Below are 17,137 nucleotides of genomic sequence, written 5' to 3' on the forward strand. Positions count from 1 at the left end.
ACTCTTGTGCCACGCAAGACGGCGGATTCGTGACGCGCGGTCCCGTCGGACTGGGCCTGAAAAATGGAGTGATGAATGAGAGAAGGGGTCCGGAGGAGCGTTACCGCGCAAATATCAGCAGACTATTGGCAGGGAGCACAACCGTTGCCGAATAGGCGAAGCCATGCAAGGGTTGCGGACCGGCGGTCACGCGCCCTCCGTTTCCGGCCGCGCCGGCATTGATCCAATTTTCATAGGCATCGCTATTGAACACTTCGCGCCAGTCCCCCCCGCCGGGGAATCCGAGTCGATACCCGACGCGGGTAAAATCCGCCAGATGCACGACCACCATCACGTCGCGCCCCTCTCCTTCCACCCAACGATGAAACGCCAGGACCCGGTTCTGATCGTGCACATGTGTCACGCGAAGCCCTTGTCCACACAGCGCCGGTAATCGGCGGCGCACCTGCAAAAGCTCCCGCGTGAACCGTAGGTGATCGAGCATCTGCCTGTCGCCCTGATCGAGACCGGCCCAATGCAGAAGCAGATCGGCGTGCGTCACGAAGTCGTCGGCCCACTGCTTGTCCTCCAGAAATTCCTGCCCCATGAACAACATGGGAATCCCGGGCGCAGTCAGGCTGAGACCGGTGGCCACACGCGCACGGCTGCGCGCAAACCAGGATCGGGGATGGGCTGGATCGCCAAGCCGGGCAATGCGCGGCTCGCGCCCCTGGTAGACGATGTCGTGATTCTCCGGGCCCTGCACAACACGCCATGACTCGTGGAACCCCTCGGGCCACAGACTTCGTGCCAGGCCTGTCATATTCAGCGGACGCGCGTCGGGCGCGCTGGCACTGCCGATGACATCACGGATCGCAATCCTCAGGCCATCGGTCAACGTGGTGTCGAACCCGGCACCGACCGGCAGCGGCGCGACAATGAACGGATTCACATCCCAATATTCCGCATGGTGTAACGTCTCCGGATGCTGCGCATGCAACGTGGCCGTGAGATCCTGACAAAAACGCCAGCCTTCCGGCGCCCCGTCATGATCGATCACGCTCACCTGGTCGTATCGAAAGCCATCGACCTGGTATTCGGTGAGGAAGAACTTGGCGTTCTGAATCAGAAAGTCACGCACCTCGGGCTTGGCAAAGTCGAACACTAGACCGCCGGCATGGCCGACATTGGTGAAATACAGCGAGTTGCGCTGACCGCCGGCCGGATCTTGCCGATCGAAGAAATACAGGCTCTGGTCCCCGAAGTCTCCGCCCGCATGGTTGTAGACCACATCGAGCAGCACCGCCAGGCCATAGATATGGGCGAGGTCGATCAGCGCCTTGAGCTGATTCATTTCCCCTTGCAGTTCCGTCACTTGGTACCGGCGCAATCCTTTCTCGTCCAACAATCGGTTGACCATCGCCACATAGGGGGGCAGATCGGCATCCGCCACGGCGAAGTCCATTTCAGGAGAAAAATAGTCGGTGCCGTTGTAGCCCAAGCTGAAGCTGGTCTGAAATTCCTGAATGGGCATCAGTTGCAACGCCGTCACGCCAAGGTCGGCGAGGTAGGGGAGCTTACGAGCCACGTCGAGGAAGGTGCCGCCCTTCTGCGGGAGATTCGGCGTGAAGAAGGTCCCCACATGGAGCTGATAGATCACGAATTCATGGAAACGAGGCACGACATAGCCGCATTCGTGCCAGGGAAAGTCCGGATGGCGAATGATGCATTGACTAGGGAAGGGCGCCTCCAACTCGCGGGCATAGGGGTCCCGCTTGAGCCCTTCACTCCCCTCGCCGACCACGTAGAACATGTAGCGTTGGCGATTCTTCACACCCGGGATGAACCCCCGCCAATGCCCCTGCGCGTCCCGCGTCAGCAAACTCGCTTCACTCCGTACCTGGTGGTTGAAATCGCCGACCACATAGACGGACTTGGCATGCGGGGCCCAGCAACGAAACGTCGCGCCGCCGGCAATCAGATTGGCCCCCATCGGGGTGTCTGGATGAATGTGGGTGAGTGACGCGGGCATGGAGGCCCTCACGAGAAGCCATCGCCGAAACGGCTGTATCCTATCCGAGGCCGCTCAACTCGGCAAGAGATAGCGAACGGGCAGAGAGCCTACCGCGATGCACATATGCGAAGGACGATGTCGACAATCGAAGCGACGAAGCAACCTCTCACGACCGATGGCGGGATCGGATCACATCGAGAATCTGTTCGGCTGCAGCAGCCGGAGAGGTGACCGTGGTATCGATCGTCAGGACCGGCGAGGTCGGTGCTTCGTAGGGCGTCTGTAACCCCGGCACAGTGGACGACTCGCCTTCCAGCCCTCGCTTGTACGTCCCCTTCTTATCGCGCTGCATGCAGACCTCCAGCGGACACTCAATGGAGACCTCCAAAAGGCTTGGAATCAGGCTGCGCGCAAATTCCCGATACTCCCGCCGACTCGCCGTCGCATCGAAGATCACGTTCACGCCGTGCGCGAACAGGCGCGCCCCCATGAACGCCAGGGCGCGATAGAACAGATCCCGCTCCTCTTTCGCATAACTCGCCTCCGGCGTGAGAATACTCCGGATGGCATCCGACTCCAGGACTTCCGCCGGCAATCCCGCCAATTCAAGCCTCGGCAACAACCGCGCGACAATCGAGCTTTTCCCGGAAGCGGGAAGACCGGTGAACCAGATGGCGAACGGGGCATGAGTCATCACGGTCACTCTTCGCAGTAACGATTCACATCCGCCGGGTCAAAGCGCGGCACCGCCAGGACATTTTCGATGAACCGGAAGATTTTCCGCCGAACCCCCACGGTCAGTTTCGGATACCAGAGCGGACTCGCCAGCACCAACCCGCGAAACGCAAAAAACGGCGCCGTCGTCTCCAGCACCTCGTGATCGCGACTCCGGGCAAGGTAGGTCTCCCAAAATGAATGGAACACCACTTCCAGCGCACCCGTTAACGTTCCATGGCGGCACAGCGAAAAGAAGAGGTAATTGATCGACATCGAGGTAACGTCGTCCGCTGGCTCGCCCCACTCCCCGCGTGACCGGTCCAAGACGGAAAAATCCGTCCCGCGTCGAAACAGTACATTCCAAGGATGAAAGTCGCCATGCACTTGGGAGAGACGCGTATGCCGGCCGCGCAGCCGCCAACGCCAGGCGTTACAGGCCACCTCGATCCGTTCGAGCAGCTCCTGCGTGATAAACGCAAACCGGTCGGGGTAACTATCGGTGAGCCCCATGATACATTCGCCATGCCCGAGCAATTCCCGCAGCCGCCGTCGATAGAGTTGCGGGTCTGTCTGTTTCACCCTGTGAATCCCGGCCAGATATCCGGCCAGCGCCCCGGTCCGCTTCCGGTCGAGCGCAGTCGGCTTGCTCGCCCCTGCCATGCGTTCGAGATCCTTATGATAGGTCGCACCCTCCGACCATTCGGTGAGCAAAAAAAACTCTTTGGCCGCCGCCACGGACATCAACTCGCCACGCGTCGTGAAGGCCCCCACATCCAGCGCGTCGATATGTCCCGGCAGACGGCCGTAGCAGTCGTAGTCCCACAACATCGCCTGAGCCCGGTCGGCTGAATGCTCGTGACCGAATGGACCGGGACTCATCGTGCCCAATACCACCCGGCGAGTCTTGCCTCCCTGCCGGAAGGTCAGCCGGACCGGCGCACCATACCCGTATTGCTTATACCGCGCGCCGGTGGTCTCCTTGCCGATCGGCCCATAGGCGAGCACTTCGGCGCTCGGCCCGAACCGGGCCTTGAGGTAGGTCTCCACAGCAGATTTCTTCAAGACCGGCATACCACGTTTTCTACGCAAAACATGTTCCTGAAAAATCCCCCGCTCCAACCGACAAGTGAAGCGGCAACTGGCGCATTGAGCTTCAGCCCCTCCAGGAGCAGTGAGGAATTATGCGCCAGTGTCCCGAAAGCCCACCATCATCCCGCGTACGAAACTCGTGCAAAAGCCCCTCTTTCAGGCGTTTCAGTTTCATCCACGCCCTGCGTCCCCCCCTGCGGCAAGGGCATGTGCCTTGCTGAGACAGCAGGTGCACAGACTGTTCATCTGAGACGAGAGGAGGGCGCATGAACCTGGAAGTTGAGAGCCGCAACATCGCCATGACTCCGCGCTGGAAAACCGAGATCGAAGAGCGGATGGCCACCTTACAGCGTGGCCACGACGACATTATACATGGACGCGTCACCCTGACGAAAAATCGCCATCATAAGAAATTGGACAACGTGGCGGAGGCGCTTGTGCTGGTCACAGTGCCAACCCGTCACACCATTACCTCTCGCAAAGAAGACAAAACATTCGAGGAAGCGATCCGGGCCGCCTTCGATGCCGTGGCGATCGAACTGCGGAAATATCGCGAGAAACGGGCGGACAAAGTCCTGCGCATCGAACCGCTGCCTCAACTCTGCGGCGTGGTGAGCAAGGTATTCCCCGACCTCGGCTATGGCTTCATCCTGAAGGACGGCGGCGGCGAGGTGTATTTCCATAAGAATGCCGTGAAGGGCATCACGTTTAACGACATGGAAGACGGGCAGGAGGTTCTCTTCGAAAGTGAACCGGGTGAGAAGGGCCTACACGCCACCATCGTGCAGCCATCTCACGCGTTGGAACTGTAGGAGCCAAGGATGACGTCGGATAAACAGAAGCGTCCTGCCGGTGCGCAGGGGGTGATCATCCCCGCCCGGAATACGAACCACCTCGCGTTGAACCGGGAAGTCGTCGCGGCCGTGGAAGCGGGGGAATTTGCCGTGTGAGGTCCGTATGCCCATGTATGACTACACGTGTCTGGCCTGCGGAAAAGAATCGCTGATCATCGTGACGCTGAAACAACATGAACAGGGCGAGGTCCAATGTCCGGCTTGCGGCAGCACCAAACTACAGCAACACTTTTCCTCGTTCATCGCCCACACGACCAAGAAGAGCTGAAGGAGACCCAGCGACCCATGCAGATCATCATGGCCACCGGAATCCGGCTTTCTCTCGTCCTCTCGCTCGTCGTGACCCTCGCGGCAGCATGTGGCTCCGCAGGGGCCCAGGATTTCCCGCCGGACCCCATCAGAGGAAAGGCCGTCTACGGGCGTCATTGCCTCGCCTGCCATGGCCGTGGCGGATGGGGCGACGGCCCCGATGCCGCCGCCTTGAAGGTCCCGCCGGCCAATTTCCACCGTTTGAAATCCTTCCTCAAGTCCGACGAGGAGCTTCTGCGAACGATCGAACACGGCATCGTCTTCAGCCCGATGCATTCCTGGCAAGGCCAACTAACCGAAACGGAACGGCAGGACGTGCTCGCCTACATCCGGCTGCTGGTGCAGCAGGGCCAATAAGCTGCCGAGCGGACGAGTTCCGCGAAGGGACTCCGTATGAAACGTTTTCAACCAGGCGATGCGCTCATCATCGTGGATGTGCAGAACGATTTGCTCCCGGGTGGAGCGTTGGCCGTGCCCGGCGGTCAGGAAGTCATTCCCCCGTTGCAGCGGTATCTACTGCTGTTTATAGAACGCGGCCTGCCGGTGTTTCTCACCCAGAACTGGCACCCGCCCGACCATTGTTCCTTCCACACACAGGGGGGGCCTTGGCCACAACACTGCATCGCGCACACGCCAGGAGCACAGTTTCCTGACAGCCTCCAACTTCCTCCAACGGCCGTGGTGATCTCCAAGGGCACCGACCCCACACGCGAGGCGTACTCCGGCTTCCAGGGTACTGCGTTGCACGATCGTCTCCAGGCAGCCCGCATTGTCCGGTTGTTCATCGGAGGACTGGCCACGGACTATTGCGTGCTTGAAACGGTGCGGGATGCCCGGACACTCGGGTATGAGGTCTGCCTGTTGGTCGATGCCATCCGGCCGGTGAATGTCCTTCCTGATGACGGTCGACGCGCCGAAGAAGCGATGGTGCTCGCCGGCGCCATTCCCCTGAGCCTGGAGCGGTTGGCCAGATGAACCGCACCTCGGACGCGCTGCTCACAGAGCTCTACCAGCTCTCAATGACGCAGGCCTATCTCGTCCAGAGCATGACGGACATCGCCGTCTTTGAATTCTTTGTTCGGAAACTACCGCCGCAACGCAGCTCATGGAAATCAGGATCATGAATCTCCTGAACTTCCAAACGCTGGTGGCCTCCAAAGCCTGCCGGTTGGTCTTAGTTGCAGGCGATAAACCCCTGCTCGACTATTGCGCCTATAAACTCCAGGAATATGCTGGCAGACCCTGCCGTAAACGATCCGAAGGCAAGGCCACCTGGCCCGGCCGAAAACAGGTCCATTGCCGGATCGGAAGCGACGGATGCCTGAACGGTGATATCATCACGGTCGAGGGCGACTGGCGGGAAGGCGAGCCGCTACTGGGTCAGGTGATGCAGGGAGGCACACGCGTCGCATCCCCCGCCGTCGGTGGAAGAGATCCGCAGACATGCCCGGCTCTCGCTGACACAATTGTCCGACCCGTTGCGCCGGATCGACCGTGCCGATCCTTACGAGGTCCGGATCGCGCCGACTCTCACCGAATTGGCAGAACAGGTCGATCGCTACACATGAGCCCCATCATGCTCCCGAAACCATGCCATTCACCGCAGCATCGAATCTTCTTGAAGGAGGCCCGTTCATGAACCAGCGTTCTGTTTCCAGCACCACCGTCACCGCTTGGATGGTGGCCGCGTTCCTCTGCCTACCGGCCGGTGCGGATGCCGCGGCGAAGCCGGCACCCAAACCCTCCACGGGCAATACCTGCGAAAGCGCCTTCAAGCAGACGCGTCCGGCGCCAAACATAATAAACAAAGTGCTCCAGGCTCATGCCCGTTGGCTGGAAGATCGGGACTCCCCCGATGGCCGCCGGGCCAATCTCTGCCGCACCGATCTTCGACAACTGCGCCTGGCAGGGGCCAACCTCGAACGGATCAATCTCGAAGGCGCGATCCTGAAGGGCTCACATCTGCGCACCGCGAGTCTTGTGCAAGCACACCTCAAAGGCGCCGACTTCTCCCAGGCGATCCTCGACGACGCGAACCTGGAGGGCGCCGACCTACGCAAGGCCCTGTTGGTCAACGCCCATCTCAATCGCGTCGCGGCCGACGAAGCGGCGTTCTACGGAGCCAACCTTCAAGGCGCGCACCTCCGGGACGCGCTCTTGGAGCGAGCTCATTTTGAAGATGCCGATCTGCGGGGCGCAGACCTCAGCAATGCCACCCTCTTGGACGGCTATTTTTATGGCGCGAATCTGTTGAAAGCCAATCTCACCGACGCCGACCTGGCAAGCACCGACCTCCGCCGGGCTAATTTGCGCCAGGCCAATTTACGCCGAGCCAGTCTGCAGGGCGCCTTGCTGGACAGTGCGACCCTCGACGGCGCATCACTCGTCGAAGCAGATCTGGAGAGCGCCTATTTAGACGACGCCTCACTGGCGAGCGCGGATCTCCATGAGGCCAGCCTCCGTGGCGCAGATTTTCGCTATACGCATCTCGGCGGAGCCAACCTGCAGCGAGCCAACCTGGAAAATGCAAATATGGAAGGAGCGAACCTCGTCAAAGCCCGACTGGACTCGGCCACGCTGACCATGACGGTCCTGTATAAGGCCAACCTGTCCGGGGCCACGCTACACGGGGCCACGCTGCATCACGCCGTCCTCATCGGCGCCCAACTGGCACGGACCGATCTGCGAAAAGCCGACCTCACCGAAATGTATGGCCCGAAAGCCCATCTGCAGCAGGCCCGGCTGACCGAAGCCAATCTGGAATTGGCCAACCTGGTGGCAGCCGACCTGAGCCAGGCCGACATCAGCCACGCGGTCGTGGTACAAACAAACCTCCAGGAGGCCAATTTACGCGGGGCGAATGTGAGCGCCTCAGATTTGACAGGCGCCCAACTGAACAACGCCGATCTGCAACAGGCCGACTTGCGGGGGGCGAACCTCAGCGGCACACTGGGGCTGGTTCAAGCACAACTGGATCAGGCCTGCCTGGATGAGGCGACTCAAATTCCGTCCGATCTCCAACGGCCGAAGCCCTGTCCCCAACATCACCAACGAGCGCGTAAATAGCATGACAATCGAACCACTAGGTGGGCATATGGAACAACTGATCACCACAATCAATGAAACCAGCGTCCGGTTCAGGGCCTCAAGGGCCGGAACCATCGCGCCGCCAGGTTCCTTTTATGAGAGCTCAATGTGGTGAACCGGCAGTCTATGATCGTGCTCGCGCTAGCCGGGTTGGCAGTGCTGAGCGTCCTGATGTTTGTCACCTGGTGCCCGCCGGACGCCTGTCGAGCCCTGCATATCCAGACCTATACCATCTCCGGTCTGGACGACTATCGGCAGTTTTTGGCAGACGACGCGGCGTTTCTCGCGCGGCATCATGTCCGGGCAATCCGGCTTGATTGTTCGGCCCTGCGCGATGATGTCGTGACGGCCCTCACCACCGGGCACCTGACGCTTGGCATCAGCAACCAGGATGGAGCTGAGGAGCGGACCATCCGGGCTGGTCCGATCCAGGCGTGGTACCAGGGGCAGCTGTTACACCTGACCTACAACGCCTCTAACGATCACCGGCAAGCGACGGAATGGGTGGGCAGCATCCAAAACGGCGTTGCCGGACAAGAGCGACGGGACCTGTCATTCCTTCCACGATTGTTCGGCGGCTTGATTCTCCATGTTCAGAACAAGGAAACGCCCATCGTATTTTTCTCAGCTCAACCCTGTGCCTGACGGAGTACAGCAGGGCACGGTTGTTGTGGGACAGCACAATCACCTCATATGCCGTATTGTGCCAATAGGGATCAACCCAGCCCGCAGGATGCCCCGAAGGTCGTCGCAAGGAGGCAGTGATGTCATTTGCCCTGTCGATGAGTCTTTTCATCGTCGCCGGACTGTGCGAGATCGGCGGCGGCTACCTCGTCTGGCTATGGTTCCGTGAAGGCAAACCCCTCGGATATGCAGCAGCGGGGGCGGTGCTCTTGATCCTCTACGGGATCATTCCCACGTTGCAAACCGCGCACTTCGGACGGGTCTATGCGGCCTATGGCGGAATGTTCATCATCCTGTCGCTGCTGTGGGGATGGGGCGTGGATAGTGTCCGGCCGGATCGATTCGATGTCGTAGGAGCGGCGATCTGCCTCATCGGCATGGCCGTCATTATGTATATGCCTCGTCCCTCAATGTAACCTCTCCCCTCAATCGCCCACACTCATCAATCCCTTCCTCCGGCGGTCGCTTCTATGCCGGGCGGCGGCTCATGGTGCGGACTCAGAACCGGACCTCTCTTCGTTCTCACTCACAGAAATCACCCGTTGACGCCTCGCGTGATCCTTCACAGGTCCCATACGTAGAGTTCACAGCGCCCCTAACGAAGATGTACTCACCACCTCCGAGACCCGGCAGGAGTCACATGACAATCCTGAGTTGCGTTCCCTATAATCCGTCAGGCAAAAACACGCCGATGATGGCCATACGATCGCCTCGACCTGTCGATCATTATGAACATGCCTCCGCGCCATGTGCTTCGCCAAATGCCGTCCGGCATCTGGGTGTTGGGTTGTGTCAGCCTGCTGATGGACATTTCATCGGAAATGATCCACAGCCTCCTGCCGCTCTTCATGGTCACAACCCTCGGCGCCGGCACGATTGCTGTCGGCATCGTGGAAGGATTGGCTGAATCTCTGGCCCTCGTGGTCAAAGTCTTTTCCGGGACATTAAGCGACTACCTCGGCAAGCGGAAGGGACTGGCCCTGTGCGGCTACGCATTAGGCGCACTGACCAAACCGCTCTTCGCCATGGCCCCGGACATCGGCACCCTGTTGACCGCCCGCTTGCTGGACCGGGTGGGAAAAGGCGTACGAGGTGCGCCCCGCGATGCGTTGGTAGCGGACATCGCGCCGCCGCATCTCCGTGGCGCCGCGTTCGGCTTGCGACAGTCGCTCGATACGGTGGGGGCCTTTCTCGGTCCCCTGCTCGCTGTCGGATTGATGCTGCTCTGGGCCGACGATTTCCGTGCCGTCTTCTGGGTGGCCGTCATACCGGGCATGATGGCCGTCGCGCTCCTGCTATTCGGCATACAGGAGCCTGAGGCGCGCCCGACGACACAGAGAACCAATCCGATCACCCGGGATAATTTCGCGCGCTTAGGGTCGGCCTATTGGTGGATCGTGGGGATCGGCGCCCTGTTTACGCTGGCGCGGTTTAGCGAAGCCTTTCTCGTCCTGCGCGCCCAACAAGGCGGGATTCCGATCGCCTTCATTCCCCTGGTCATGGTCGCCATGAACCTGGTCTATGCGTGCTCTGCCTATCCGTTCGGCAAGCTCTCCGACAGGATGAACCACAAGGCGCTGCTCGCCGGCGGCCTCTTGGTGCTGGTTGCGGCCGACCTGGTCCTGGCCATGAACGATCACTGGAGCGTCGTGCTGGGAGGCGTGGCGCTCTGGGGGGTACACATGGGCATGACACAAGGCCTGCTGGCCACCATGGTCGCAGACGTGGCGCCGGCCGATTTGCGTGGAACGGCCTACGGCTGCTTCAATCTGGCCTGCGGACTTGCGATGCTCGTTGCGAGTGTCCTGGCGGGATTCCTCTGGGATCGGTTCGACGCATCGTTCACATTTTATGCGGGCGCGCTCTTCAGTCTGCTCGCGATCGTCGGCACCTTGTTCTCTCCCGTGGCCCAACCCCGGCGCCCCGGCTAAGCAATGGACGAGCCCTCATCTTCCACCGTCGGTCGATCACTGCCTCCAGCATGCACTATCTCCCGCATATCTCCCCGCTGAAGGCGCCGGTACGGCCACACGCTCTGTTCATCGTTTGGGTGAGGAGCGGCACAGGGGAAACAGGGTTCGACCGCCCGGCTCGGCCTAGCCGCCTTCCCGAACACGTTCCCGGAAGCGACCAACAAGACCATGAGGGCGAATAGACAGACGCACATCGACCACCCATCGCCATTTCGGGCGCCCTTCTAACTGATGCCAATTACCCCAATATCGTCCTCCTCACTGCTGCAAAACGCCGCAACTGGGCCCCATGAGTCCCCAACAAACCTGTCAACCGCCTGGCATCGCAGTGAATACTGTCCCGGCATTGAAGTATATTCAGGCATATCCGATGCAGACCTCATTCCAGAGCAGATCGCTGATAACCCAGGAGAAGCACACATGAAGATGATGATCGCGGTGGATGGGTCGGAGTTCGCCGAGTGGAGCGTACAGGTACTGGAAGCAGTCGCAAGCCGCCCGCCCGACTCCGTCACATTGGTCCATGTCGTGGATAGCGCACCGCTGAAAACCGCCGCCCGTAAACATGCCGCACTTTCGAAGCAGGCCATCGCCGCCATGACAAAGGCCGGCGATCAGATCCTGCGCCGCTTCCAAGGCCTGACAAAAATTGCCCTCAAACAAGCCGCCACCAAACCTCGCACGTCCATCGACACGATCCTTGCCCATGGCCGCATCGCCGATACCATCACAAAGCTGGCCAAGCAGAAGAAAGTCGACCTGCTCGTCCTTGGCTCGCGCGGCCTGAGCGACGCCGAACATTACCTTCTGGGCAGTGTGTCCCGTAAAGTCAGCGCCCTGGCTGCCTGCCCGGTGCTGGTCGTGAAGCGGCCGCTCACAACCCTCTCCCACGTCCTCTTTGCGGCTGATGCCTCGAAACACTCACAAGGCGCCTGTCGCTTTCTGTGCCAACGCTTTCTTCCGGAGTCCGCGCACGTCACGGTACTGTCGGTCGTCGAACCGGCCATGACGGAACTCGCGACCAAGTATCTGTCGAAAGACCAGGTGGAGCAGATCTCGGCCCCGAAACGCCAGGCCGCGGAACAGGTGGTAGAGAACTTACGCGATCGATTCCTGGCCGAAGGTTGTGCCGTCACGACTCGGGTGCAGGTCGATCATGTGACCGACACGATTCTCCAGCAGGCCACCTCCAACAAGGTGGATCTGCTCGTGGCAGGCTCACGAGGCTTGACGGGGTCCGAACGCCTTCAATTGGGCAGCGTCTCCGAAGCGCTGCTGAAGTATGCCCCCTGTTCGGTACTCATCGTGCGAGGATGGCGTGCCTGAACTGACTGCGCTAGAGATTTGCCGCCTGGCACCCAGCCAGGTATACCGCGCACTCGCCACCACCCCACAGGGGCTCTCGGCGGACGACGTCCGGCGACGAACCCTCAGGTACGGACCGAATAGTCTGCACGCGTTGCGCGGGGTGCCGCTCATCAGCCGTTTTGCGCGTCAGTTCACGCATTTCCTGGCGCTGCTCCTATGGGTGGCGGCAGGCCTGGCGTTTCTCGCCGACGCCCTCCACTCCGGTGAAGGCATGGCGACGCTGGGGTGGGCCATCCTCGGCGTGATTCTCATTAATGCCGTCTTCGCCTTCCTGCAGGAGTATAAGGCCGAACGCGCGGTCCAGGCCTTGCGCAACATGCTGCCGGCGAAAGCCTGGGTCCTTCGCGACGGGCACCAGCAACAGATCGCCCGCAGCGAACTGGTGCCGGGCGATCTGCTCGTGCTCGAAGAAGGCGAACAGATTCCCGCCGATGCGAGGCTCACCGAAGCCGCCGGCATGCGCGTCGACAACTCCTCGCTCACCGGCGAATCAAAACCACAGCACCGGACGGCTGATCCCATCACGGATGGTCATCCACTCGACATCGCGAATCTGACCTTTGCCGGAACCACAGTCCTCTCCGGCCATGGCCAAGGCGTGGTGTTTGCCACCGGCCTCAACACCGAGTTCGGAAAAATCGCGCATCTGACGACAACGGTTCAGACCGGCTTGAGCCCGCTCCAACAGGAAATCGTGAAGGTCACCCACGTCGTCGCCGCACTCTCCGTCCTGATGGGCCTGGTCTTTTTCATCATCGGCGTCGGGATGGGATTGAGCTTCTGGACCAGCGCGATTTTCGGCATCGGCATCATCGTCGCCAACGTGCCTGAAGGCCTGCTGCCGACCGTCACCCTCGCCCTCGCGATGGGCAGTCAACGCATGGCGGCACGCAAAGCGCTCATCAAACACCTGGCGGCCGTCGAAACCCTGGGGTGCACGACCGTGATCTGCACCGACAAGACCGGCACGCTGACGGAAAACCGGATGCGGCTCGACAAGCTCTACGTGGAGGACCTCATTGTCGAATCGCGGGAGGGCTGTTTGTTCACGAGAAACCGCCTCATCACCGCCGCCGAATCCGAACGCTGGCGTCCCCTGTTCGACGCCATGGTCCATTGCAATAACGCAAAGCGCACCCGCCACCCCGACGGTCGCAGCCGCACGACCGGCGATCCCACTGAGACAGCGCTGCTGGAGTTTGCCGCGGACCACGGACTCCTCCATCGCCCGCCGCTCCGGCGCATGGGCGAACTCCCGTTCGATGCCGATCGCAAACGGATGACGACGCTGCACTGGAACGAGGGTCGGCTGCTCGCCTTCACCAAAGGCGCGCCGGAATCGGTCTTGCCGTTGTGCACCCTGCAGCAGGGATCAGCCGCGCCCGTCGAACTCACCGTCGACGGACGCAAAAAAATCCTGGCCCAGAGTCAGGCCTTCGCCCAACAGGCGTACCGGGTGCTGGCCGTGGCCATGCGAGAAGTCGACCGCGACGTCGAGCAGTTAGAGGCCGACACGGTCGAACAAGGACTGACATTTCTCGGACTCGTGGCCATGATGGACCCGCCACACCGCGAAGTGCCGGCCGCCATCGCAAAATGCCGGCGGGCCGGGGTCCGCGTCATGATGATTACCGGCGACCATCCCCTGACGGCATTGGCCATCGCACGCAAGGTCGGACTGGCTCCGGAAACGATCTCCACGCCACCGGGCCATTTCGTACCGGTGATCGAAGGCGCCCATATCGACACCTTCAGCGACGATCGACTGCGCCAACTGCTCACGCCGACCGCTCCCGGCGAACTGGACCCGATCTTCGCCCGCATGGCACCTCGGCATAAAATGCGCATCGTCTCGGTGCTAAAAGAGATGCGAGAAGTGGTCGCCGTGACCGGCGACGGGGTAAACGACGCGCCGGCGTTAAAAATGGCGGACATCGGCATCGCCATGGGAGTCACCGGCACAGACGTGGCCAAAGAAACGGCTTCCATGATCCTGCTCGACGATAATTTCGCCACCATCGTCAATGCCATCGAAGAGGGTCGAGCCGTCTTTATGAACATCCGCAAGTTCGTAACCTACGTGCTGGCCAGCAACGTCCCGGAGGTCGTGCCCTACCTGGCGTTTGGACTGTCGTCGATCCCACTGGCCTTGACCGTCCCGCAAATCCTCGCCGTCGATTTGGGAACCGACATGGTCCCGGCGCTGGCGTTGGCCGCAGAGCCGCCGCAAGGCGGAGTGATGGATGACCCTCCACGGCCAAGAACCGAGCGGCTGCTCAGCAGGGATGTGCTCCTGAGAGCCTACGCCTTTTTGGGATTGATCGAAGCCGGCATTGCCATGGGAGGGTTTTTTCTCTATTTATATAGCCAGGGTTGGAGTTGGGGAGTGCCGCTCGACTGGAACTCCTCGTTGTACAAGGAAGCGACGACGGTCACATTCGCCGGGATCGTGGCGGCACAGGTCGCCAATGTCTTTGCTTGCCGTTCCGACCGCATGTCGGCGTTTCGGCTCGGCTGGTTCAGCAATCCCTTGATCCTGGTGGGGGTTACCGTCGAACTGACGATCCTGCTCATCATGACCTACAGCCCGGCCGGACATCTGGTGTTCGATACCGCCTCGCTCCCGGCCTGGATCTTCGGACCGCTGGCACTCGGGGCCATCGGCTTGCTCCTGGCGGACGAACTGCGGAAATTCGTCTGCGGGCGAATGGGCGCGCGACTCCCGCTGCAACCCCAGCGAGGAACGTGACGTAGGTCTGGATTGATGGTGATCGATGAGAGACAATCGAGCCTATACGCAAAGGCCAAGGGACATTCATGTTGAAAAAAGGAGCTCCTATGACGACCGTATCGGGCCAGCACGTCAGTGACTACATGCATCGCCAATTGGAGGTCGTTCCGCAAGATACCTCCGTCGTGACCGTGGCCACCACCATGCGGACACGCAGCGTCGGCTCGGTGCTGATCGAATGCTTCGACCGCCCGCACAACGATTGCCGGATTGCGGGCATCGTCACCGAAACCGACCTCGTCGCCAAGGTGTTGGCGCCGGGTCGCGTTCCCGCTCAAACCAGCATGGCAGACATCATGAGTAGTCCGCTCATCACCATCGCACCGAATCGTCCGATGGTCGATGCCAGCCATCTGATGCAACACAAAAACATACGACACCTCGCCGTGACCGAAGGCACGGAGGTACTCGGGATCATTTCGATACGCGACTTGGTGAGACACTTCGTGGATGCAGACGGCGGGCCGGTGCAAGCGCTCACCAATGTCTACCGCCCGTTGAGTGTTCTAATGAAAACCGCCATCGAAACCATCGGAAGCGACGAAACGGCCCTCGAGGCCGCGCAACGAATGGCGGACAAACATATCGGGGCGCTGTTTGTGATGGAAGCCGATGAACTCGTGGGGATTATCACCGAAGGCGACCTGGTGCGCAAACTACTGGCCTACCAACTCGATCCGCAGACCCTGCGCGTGGGGGCGCTCATGAATTCGCCGTTAATCGACATCGACATCAATCGCACCATCCGCGATGCCAGTGAACGGATGTCCGCGAAACGAGTCCGCCATCTCGCCGTCACCGAACATGAGAAGGTCGTCGGGGTCCTCTCTATCCGCGACTTGGTAAAGATGGTCGCGATCCGTGACCGCCCGGACTTTTTGAAGCGAAGCTCGGGCTCATAACAGAAACGGCCGGGGATCGCGCACGCCACGCTCCCACGCAAAGGACCGGCTTGAACGGTGCCCCGGCCCAGTCTCCAGGTTACCCCGGAACAGCCTCAGGCCATGAGGAGAGGGTCGATCTCAGGCGTCCTGCCTCGCTCAGGCATCCCGCTTCACGCGTATCTGCGTACATGGCAACACCATCTGGGCAAACCCGGCTCACAGCAGGAGCAACGTCTGGCCGAACTCTATTTGGGCAGAGGGGGAATCTACCGAAGCAACGAATTGCGGCATCGCGCTGAGATGCTGGGCCTCCTGAACACCCACGTCAACCTGATGACCCAGGACCTGAAGCTGCTGTTCCTCGAATCGCTACAGCACCGCCCTTCACGACCCGAGGAGCCGGTCTAACAAACCCTGCTCCAGCCCCTTCCTGAAGAAAAGGCCGCTTCGGGGACCTCTCCTCGATCGATCCACCCGGTCGCACCACGTCGTCCATCGACTGGTTTTTATTGCGCAGTCCCGCCCGGAACGGTAGACTTCTTCAACGCGTCTCGATGCCGCACATCCTCGCATGTCCGATCGACTCGTTTGCCTTTTCTTTCACGAATGGAGCCGCTGATGCTGGACTGGCTTGCCGATCCTCAAATATGGATCGCCCTGGGAACCTTGACCGCGCTGGAAATCGTGCTGGGGATCGACAACATTATCTTCCTCTCCGTCCTCGTCGGGCGACTCCCCGAGCATCAGCGCGCCGTCGCACGCCAAGTGGGCCTGGGCCTGGCAATGATGGCGCGCCTGGGACTCCTATTTTCCATTTCATGGGTGATGGGACTGACCCATCCATGGGTGACGATCTTCGGGCACGGAATTTCAGGGCGGGATCTCATTCTGGTCGGAGGCGGCCTGTTCCTTATGGCCAAGGCCACACACGAAATTCACAACAGCCTGGAGGGGATCGAGGGAGGCGAGACGACGACCGCCGCGGCGAGCCTGGGCATGGTGCTCGTTCAGATTGCGCTGCTGGACATCGTCTTTTCGTTGGATTCGGTCATTACGGCCGTTGGCCTGGTCGAACATGTGTCGATTATGGCGGTCGCGATCATTCTCGCGGTGGTGGTGATGTTGATGGCGGCCAAAACCATCGGGGATTTTGTGGATGAACACCCCACGATCAAAATCTTGGCCCTCTCGTTTCTGATTCTCGTGGGCGTGACCTTGATGGTCGAAGGATTCGACGTCCATGTGCCGAAAGGCTATATCTACTTCTCCATGGCCTTTTCCGTGACCGTCGAAATGCTGAACATTCGCATGCGGAAAAAACGAGCGGCGCCGCTCAAACTCCACAGCCGGTATGCGGAAGAGCGGCTGCCGTAACACTGCCGGTCTAG

18 protein-coding genes are annotated in these 17,137 nt (G+C 60.6%); 15 read left to right on the forward strand and 3 right to left on the reverse strand.

Features of this window, described 5'->3' with window-relative positions:
- Positions 1-100 precede the first annotated feature (100 nt).
- The 3 genes from V9G17_07295 to V9G17_07305 all read right to left on the reverse strand — a co-directional run bounded on the left by V9G17_07295 (position 101) and on the right by V9G17_07305 (position 3,799).
- Positions 101-2,011 (reverse strand): alpha amylase C-terminal domain-containing protein, encoded by a 1,911-nt coding sequence (locus V9G17_07295; protein ID MEI2752394.1) that lies wholly within the window; start codon positions 2,009-2,011, stop codon positions 101-103.
- A 148-nt stretch (positions 2,012-2,159) separates the two neighbouring features.
- The gene (locus V9G17_07300; GenBank protein MEI2752395.1) at positions 2,160-2,687 is read right to left on the reverse strand and encodes an adenylyl-sulfate kinase; all 528 of its coding nucleotides are present in this window, start codon (positions 2,685-2,687) and stop codon (positions 2,160-2,162) included.
- A 5-nt stretch (positions 2,688-2,692) separates the two neighbouring features.
- The gene (locus V9G17_07305; GenBank protein ID MEI2752396.1) at positions 2,693-3,799 is read right to left on the reverse strand and encodes a phosphotransferase; all 1,107 of its coding nucleotides are present in this window, start codon (positions 3,797-3,799) and stop codon (positions 2,693-2,695) included.
- Positions 3,800-4,065: 266 nt separating this feature from the next.
- On the opposite strand from V9G17_07305, the gene V9G17_07310 reads away from it, so the two are divergent.
- The 15 genes from V9G17_07310 to V9G17_07380 all read left to right on the forward strand — a co-directional run bounded on the left by V9G17_07310 (position 4,066) and on the right by V9G17_07380 (position 17,123).
- Positions 4,066-4,611, forward strand: coding sequence for an HPF/RaiA family ribosome-associated protein (locus tag V9G17_07310; GenBank protein ID MEI2752397.1), 546 nt, complete (start codon positions 4,066-4,068; stop codon positions 4,609-4,611).
- A 9-nt stretch (positions 4,612-4,620) separates the two neighbouring features.
- The gene (locus V9G17_07315; protein MEI2752398.1) at positions 4,621-4,749 is read left to right on the forward strand and encodes a hypothetical protein; all 129 of its coding nucleotides are present in this window, start codon (positions 4,621-4,623) and stop codon (positions 4,747-4,749) included.
- A gap of 13 nt (positions 4,750-4,762) precedes the next feature.
- Entirely contained in the window at positions 4,763-4,921 is a 159-nt protein-coding gene (locus tag V9G17_07320; GenBank protein MEI2752399.1) for an FmdB family zinc ribbon protein, read from the forward strand.
- A gap of 17 nt (positions 4,922-4,938) precedes the next feature.
- Positions 4,939-5,319 carry a cytochrome c gene (locus V9G17_07325; protein MEI2752400.1) on the forward strand — a complete coding sequence of 127 codons (381 nt, stop codon included), beginning with the start codon at positions 4,939-4,941 and terminating at the stop codon, positions 5,317-5,319.
- Between the two features lie 36 nt (positions 5,320-5,355).
- Positions 5,356-5,937, forward strand: coding sequence for an isochorismatase family protein (locus V9G17_07330; protein ID MEI2752401.1), 582 nt, complete (start codon positions 5,356-5,358; stop codon positions 5,935-5,937).
- A complete protein-coding gene (locus tag V9G17_07335; protein MEI2752402.1) occupies positions 5,934-6,086 on the forward strand; it encodes a hypothetical protein in 153 nt (50 codons plus the stop codon). The genes V9G17_07330 and V9G17_07335 overlap by 4 nt, the downstream gene beginning before the upstream one ends.
- A gap of 511 nt (positions 6,087-6,597) precedes the next feature.
- Entirely contained in the window at positions 6,598-8,028 is a 1,431-nt protein-coding gene (locus V9G17_07340) for a pentapeptide repeat-containing protein (GenBank protein MEI2752403.1), read from the forward strand.
- A 132-nt stretch (positions 8,029-8,160) separates the two neighbouring features.
- The gene (locus tag V9G17_07345) at positions 8,161-8,694 is read left to right on the forward strand and encodes a hypothetical protein (GenBank protein MEI2752404.1); all 534 of its coding nucleotides are present in this window, start codon (positions 8,161-8,163) and stop codon (positions 8,692-8,694) included.
- Between the two features lie 119 nt (positions 8,695-8,813).
- Positions 8,814-9,149, forward strand: coding sequence for a YnfA family protein (locus V9G17_07350; protein MEI2752405.1), 336 nt, complete (start codon positions 8,814-8,816; stop codon positions 9,147-9,149).
- 312 nt (positions 9,150-9,461) lie between these two features.
- The gene (locus V9G17_07355) at positions 9,462-10,664 is read left to right on the forward strand and encodes an MFS transporter (GenBank protein MEI2752406.1); all 1,203 of its coding nucleotides are present in this window, start codon (positions 9,462-9,464) and stop codon (positions 10,662-10,664) included.
- A 462-nt stretch (positions 10,665-11,126) separates the two neighbouring features.
- The gene (locus V9G17_07360) at positions 11,127-12,032 is read left to right on the forward strand and encodes a universal stress protein (GenBank protein MEI2752407.1); all 906 of its coding nucleotides are present in this window, start codon (positions 11,127-11,129) and stop codon (positions 12,030-12,032) included.
- Positions 12,025-14,823 carry a cation-transporting P-type ATPase gene (locus V9G17_07365; protein MEI2752408.1) on the forward strand — a complete coding sequence of 933 codons (2,799 nt, stop codon included), beginning with the start codon at positions 12,025-12,027 and terminating at the stop codon, positions 14,821-14,823. The genes V9G17_07360 and V9G17_07365 overlap by 8 nt, the downstream gene beginning before the upstream one ends.
- A gap of 89 nt (positions 14,824-14,912) precedes the next feature.
- Positions 14,913-15,767, forward strand: a complete 855-nt coding sequence (locus tag V9G17_07370; GenBank protein ID MEI2752409.1) for a CBS domain-containing protein — start codon at positions 14,913-14,915, stop codon at positions 15,765-15,767.
- A 102-nt stretch (positions 15,768-15,869) separates the two neighbouring features.
- The gene (locus V9G17_07375) at positions 15,870-16,157 is read left to right on the forward strand and encodes a hypothetical protein (protein MEI2752410.1); all 288 of its coding nucleotides are present in this window, start codon (positions 15,870-15,872) and stop codon (positions 16,155-16,157) included.
- Positions 16,158-16,367: 210 nt separating this feature from the next.
- Entirely contained in the window at positions 16,368-17,123 is a 756-nt protein-coding gene (locus V9G17_07380) for a TerC family protein (GenBank protein ID MEI2752411.1), read from the forward strand.
- Positions 17,124-17,137: the final 14 nt, after the last annotated feature.

The organism is Nitrospira sp. (assembly GCA_037045225.1).
Taxonomy (GTDB): domain Bacteria; phylum Nitrospirota; class Nitrospiria; order Nitrospirales; family Nitrospiraceae; genus Nitrospira_A.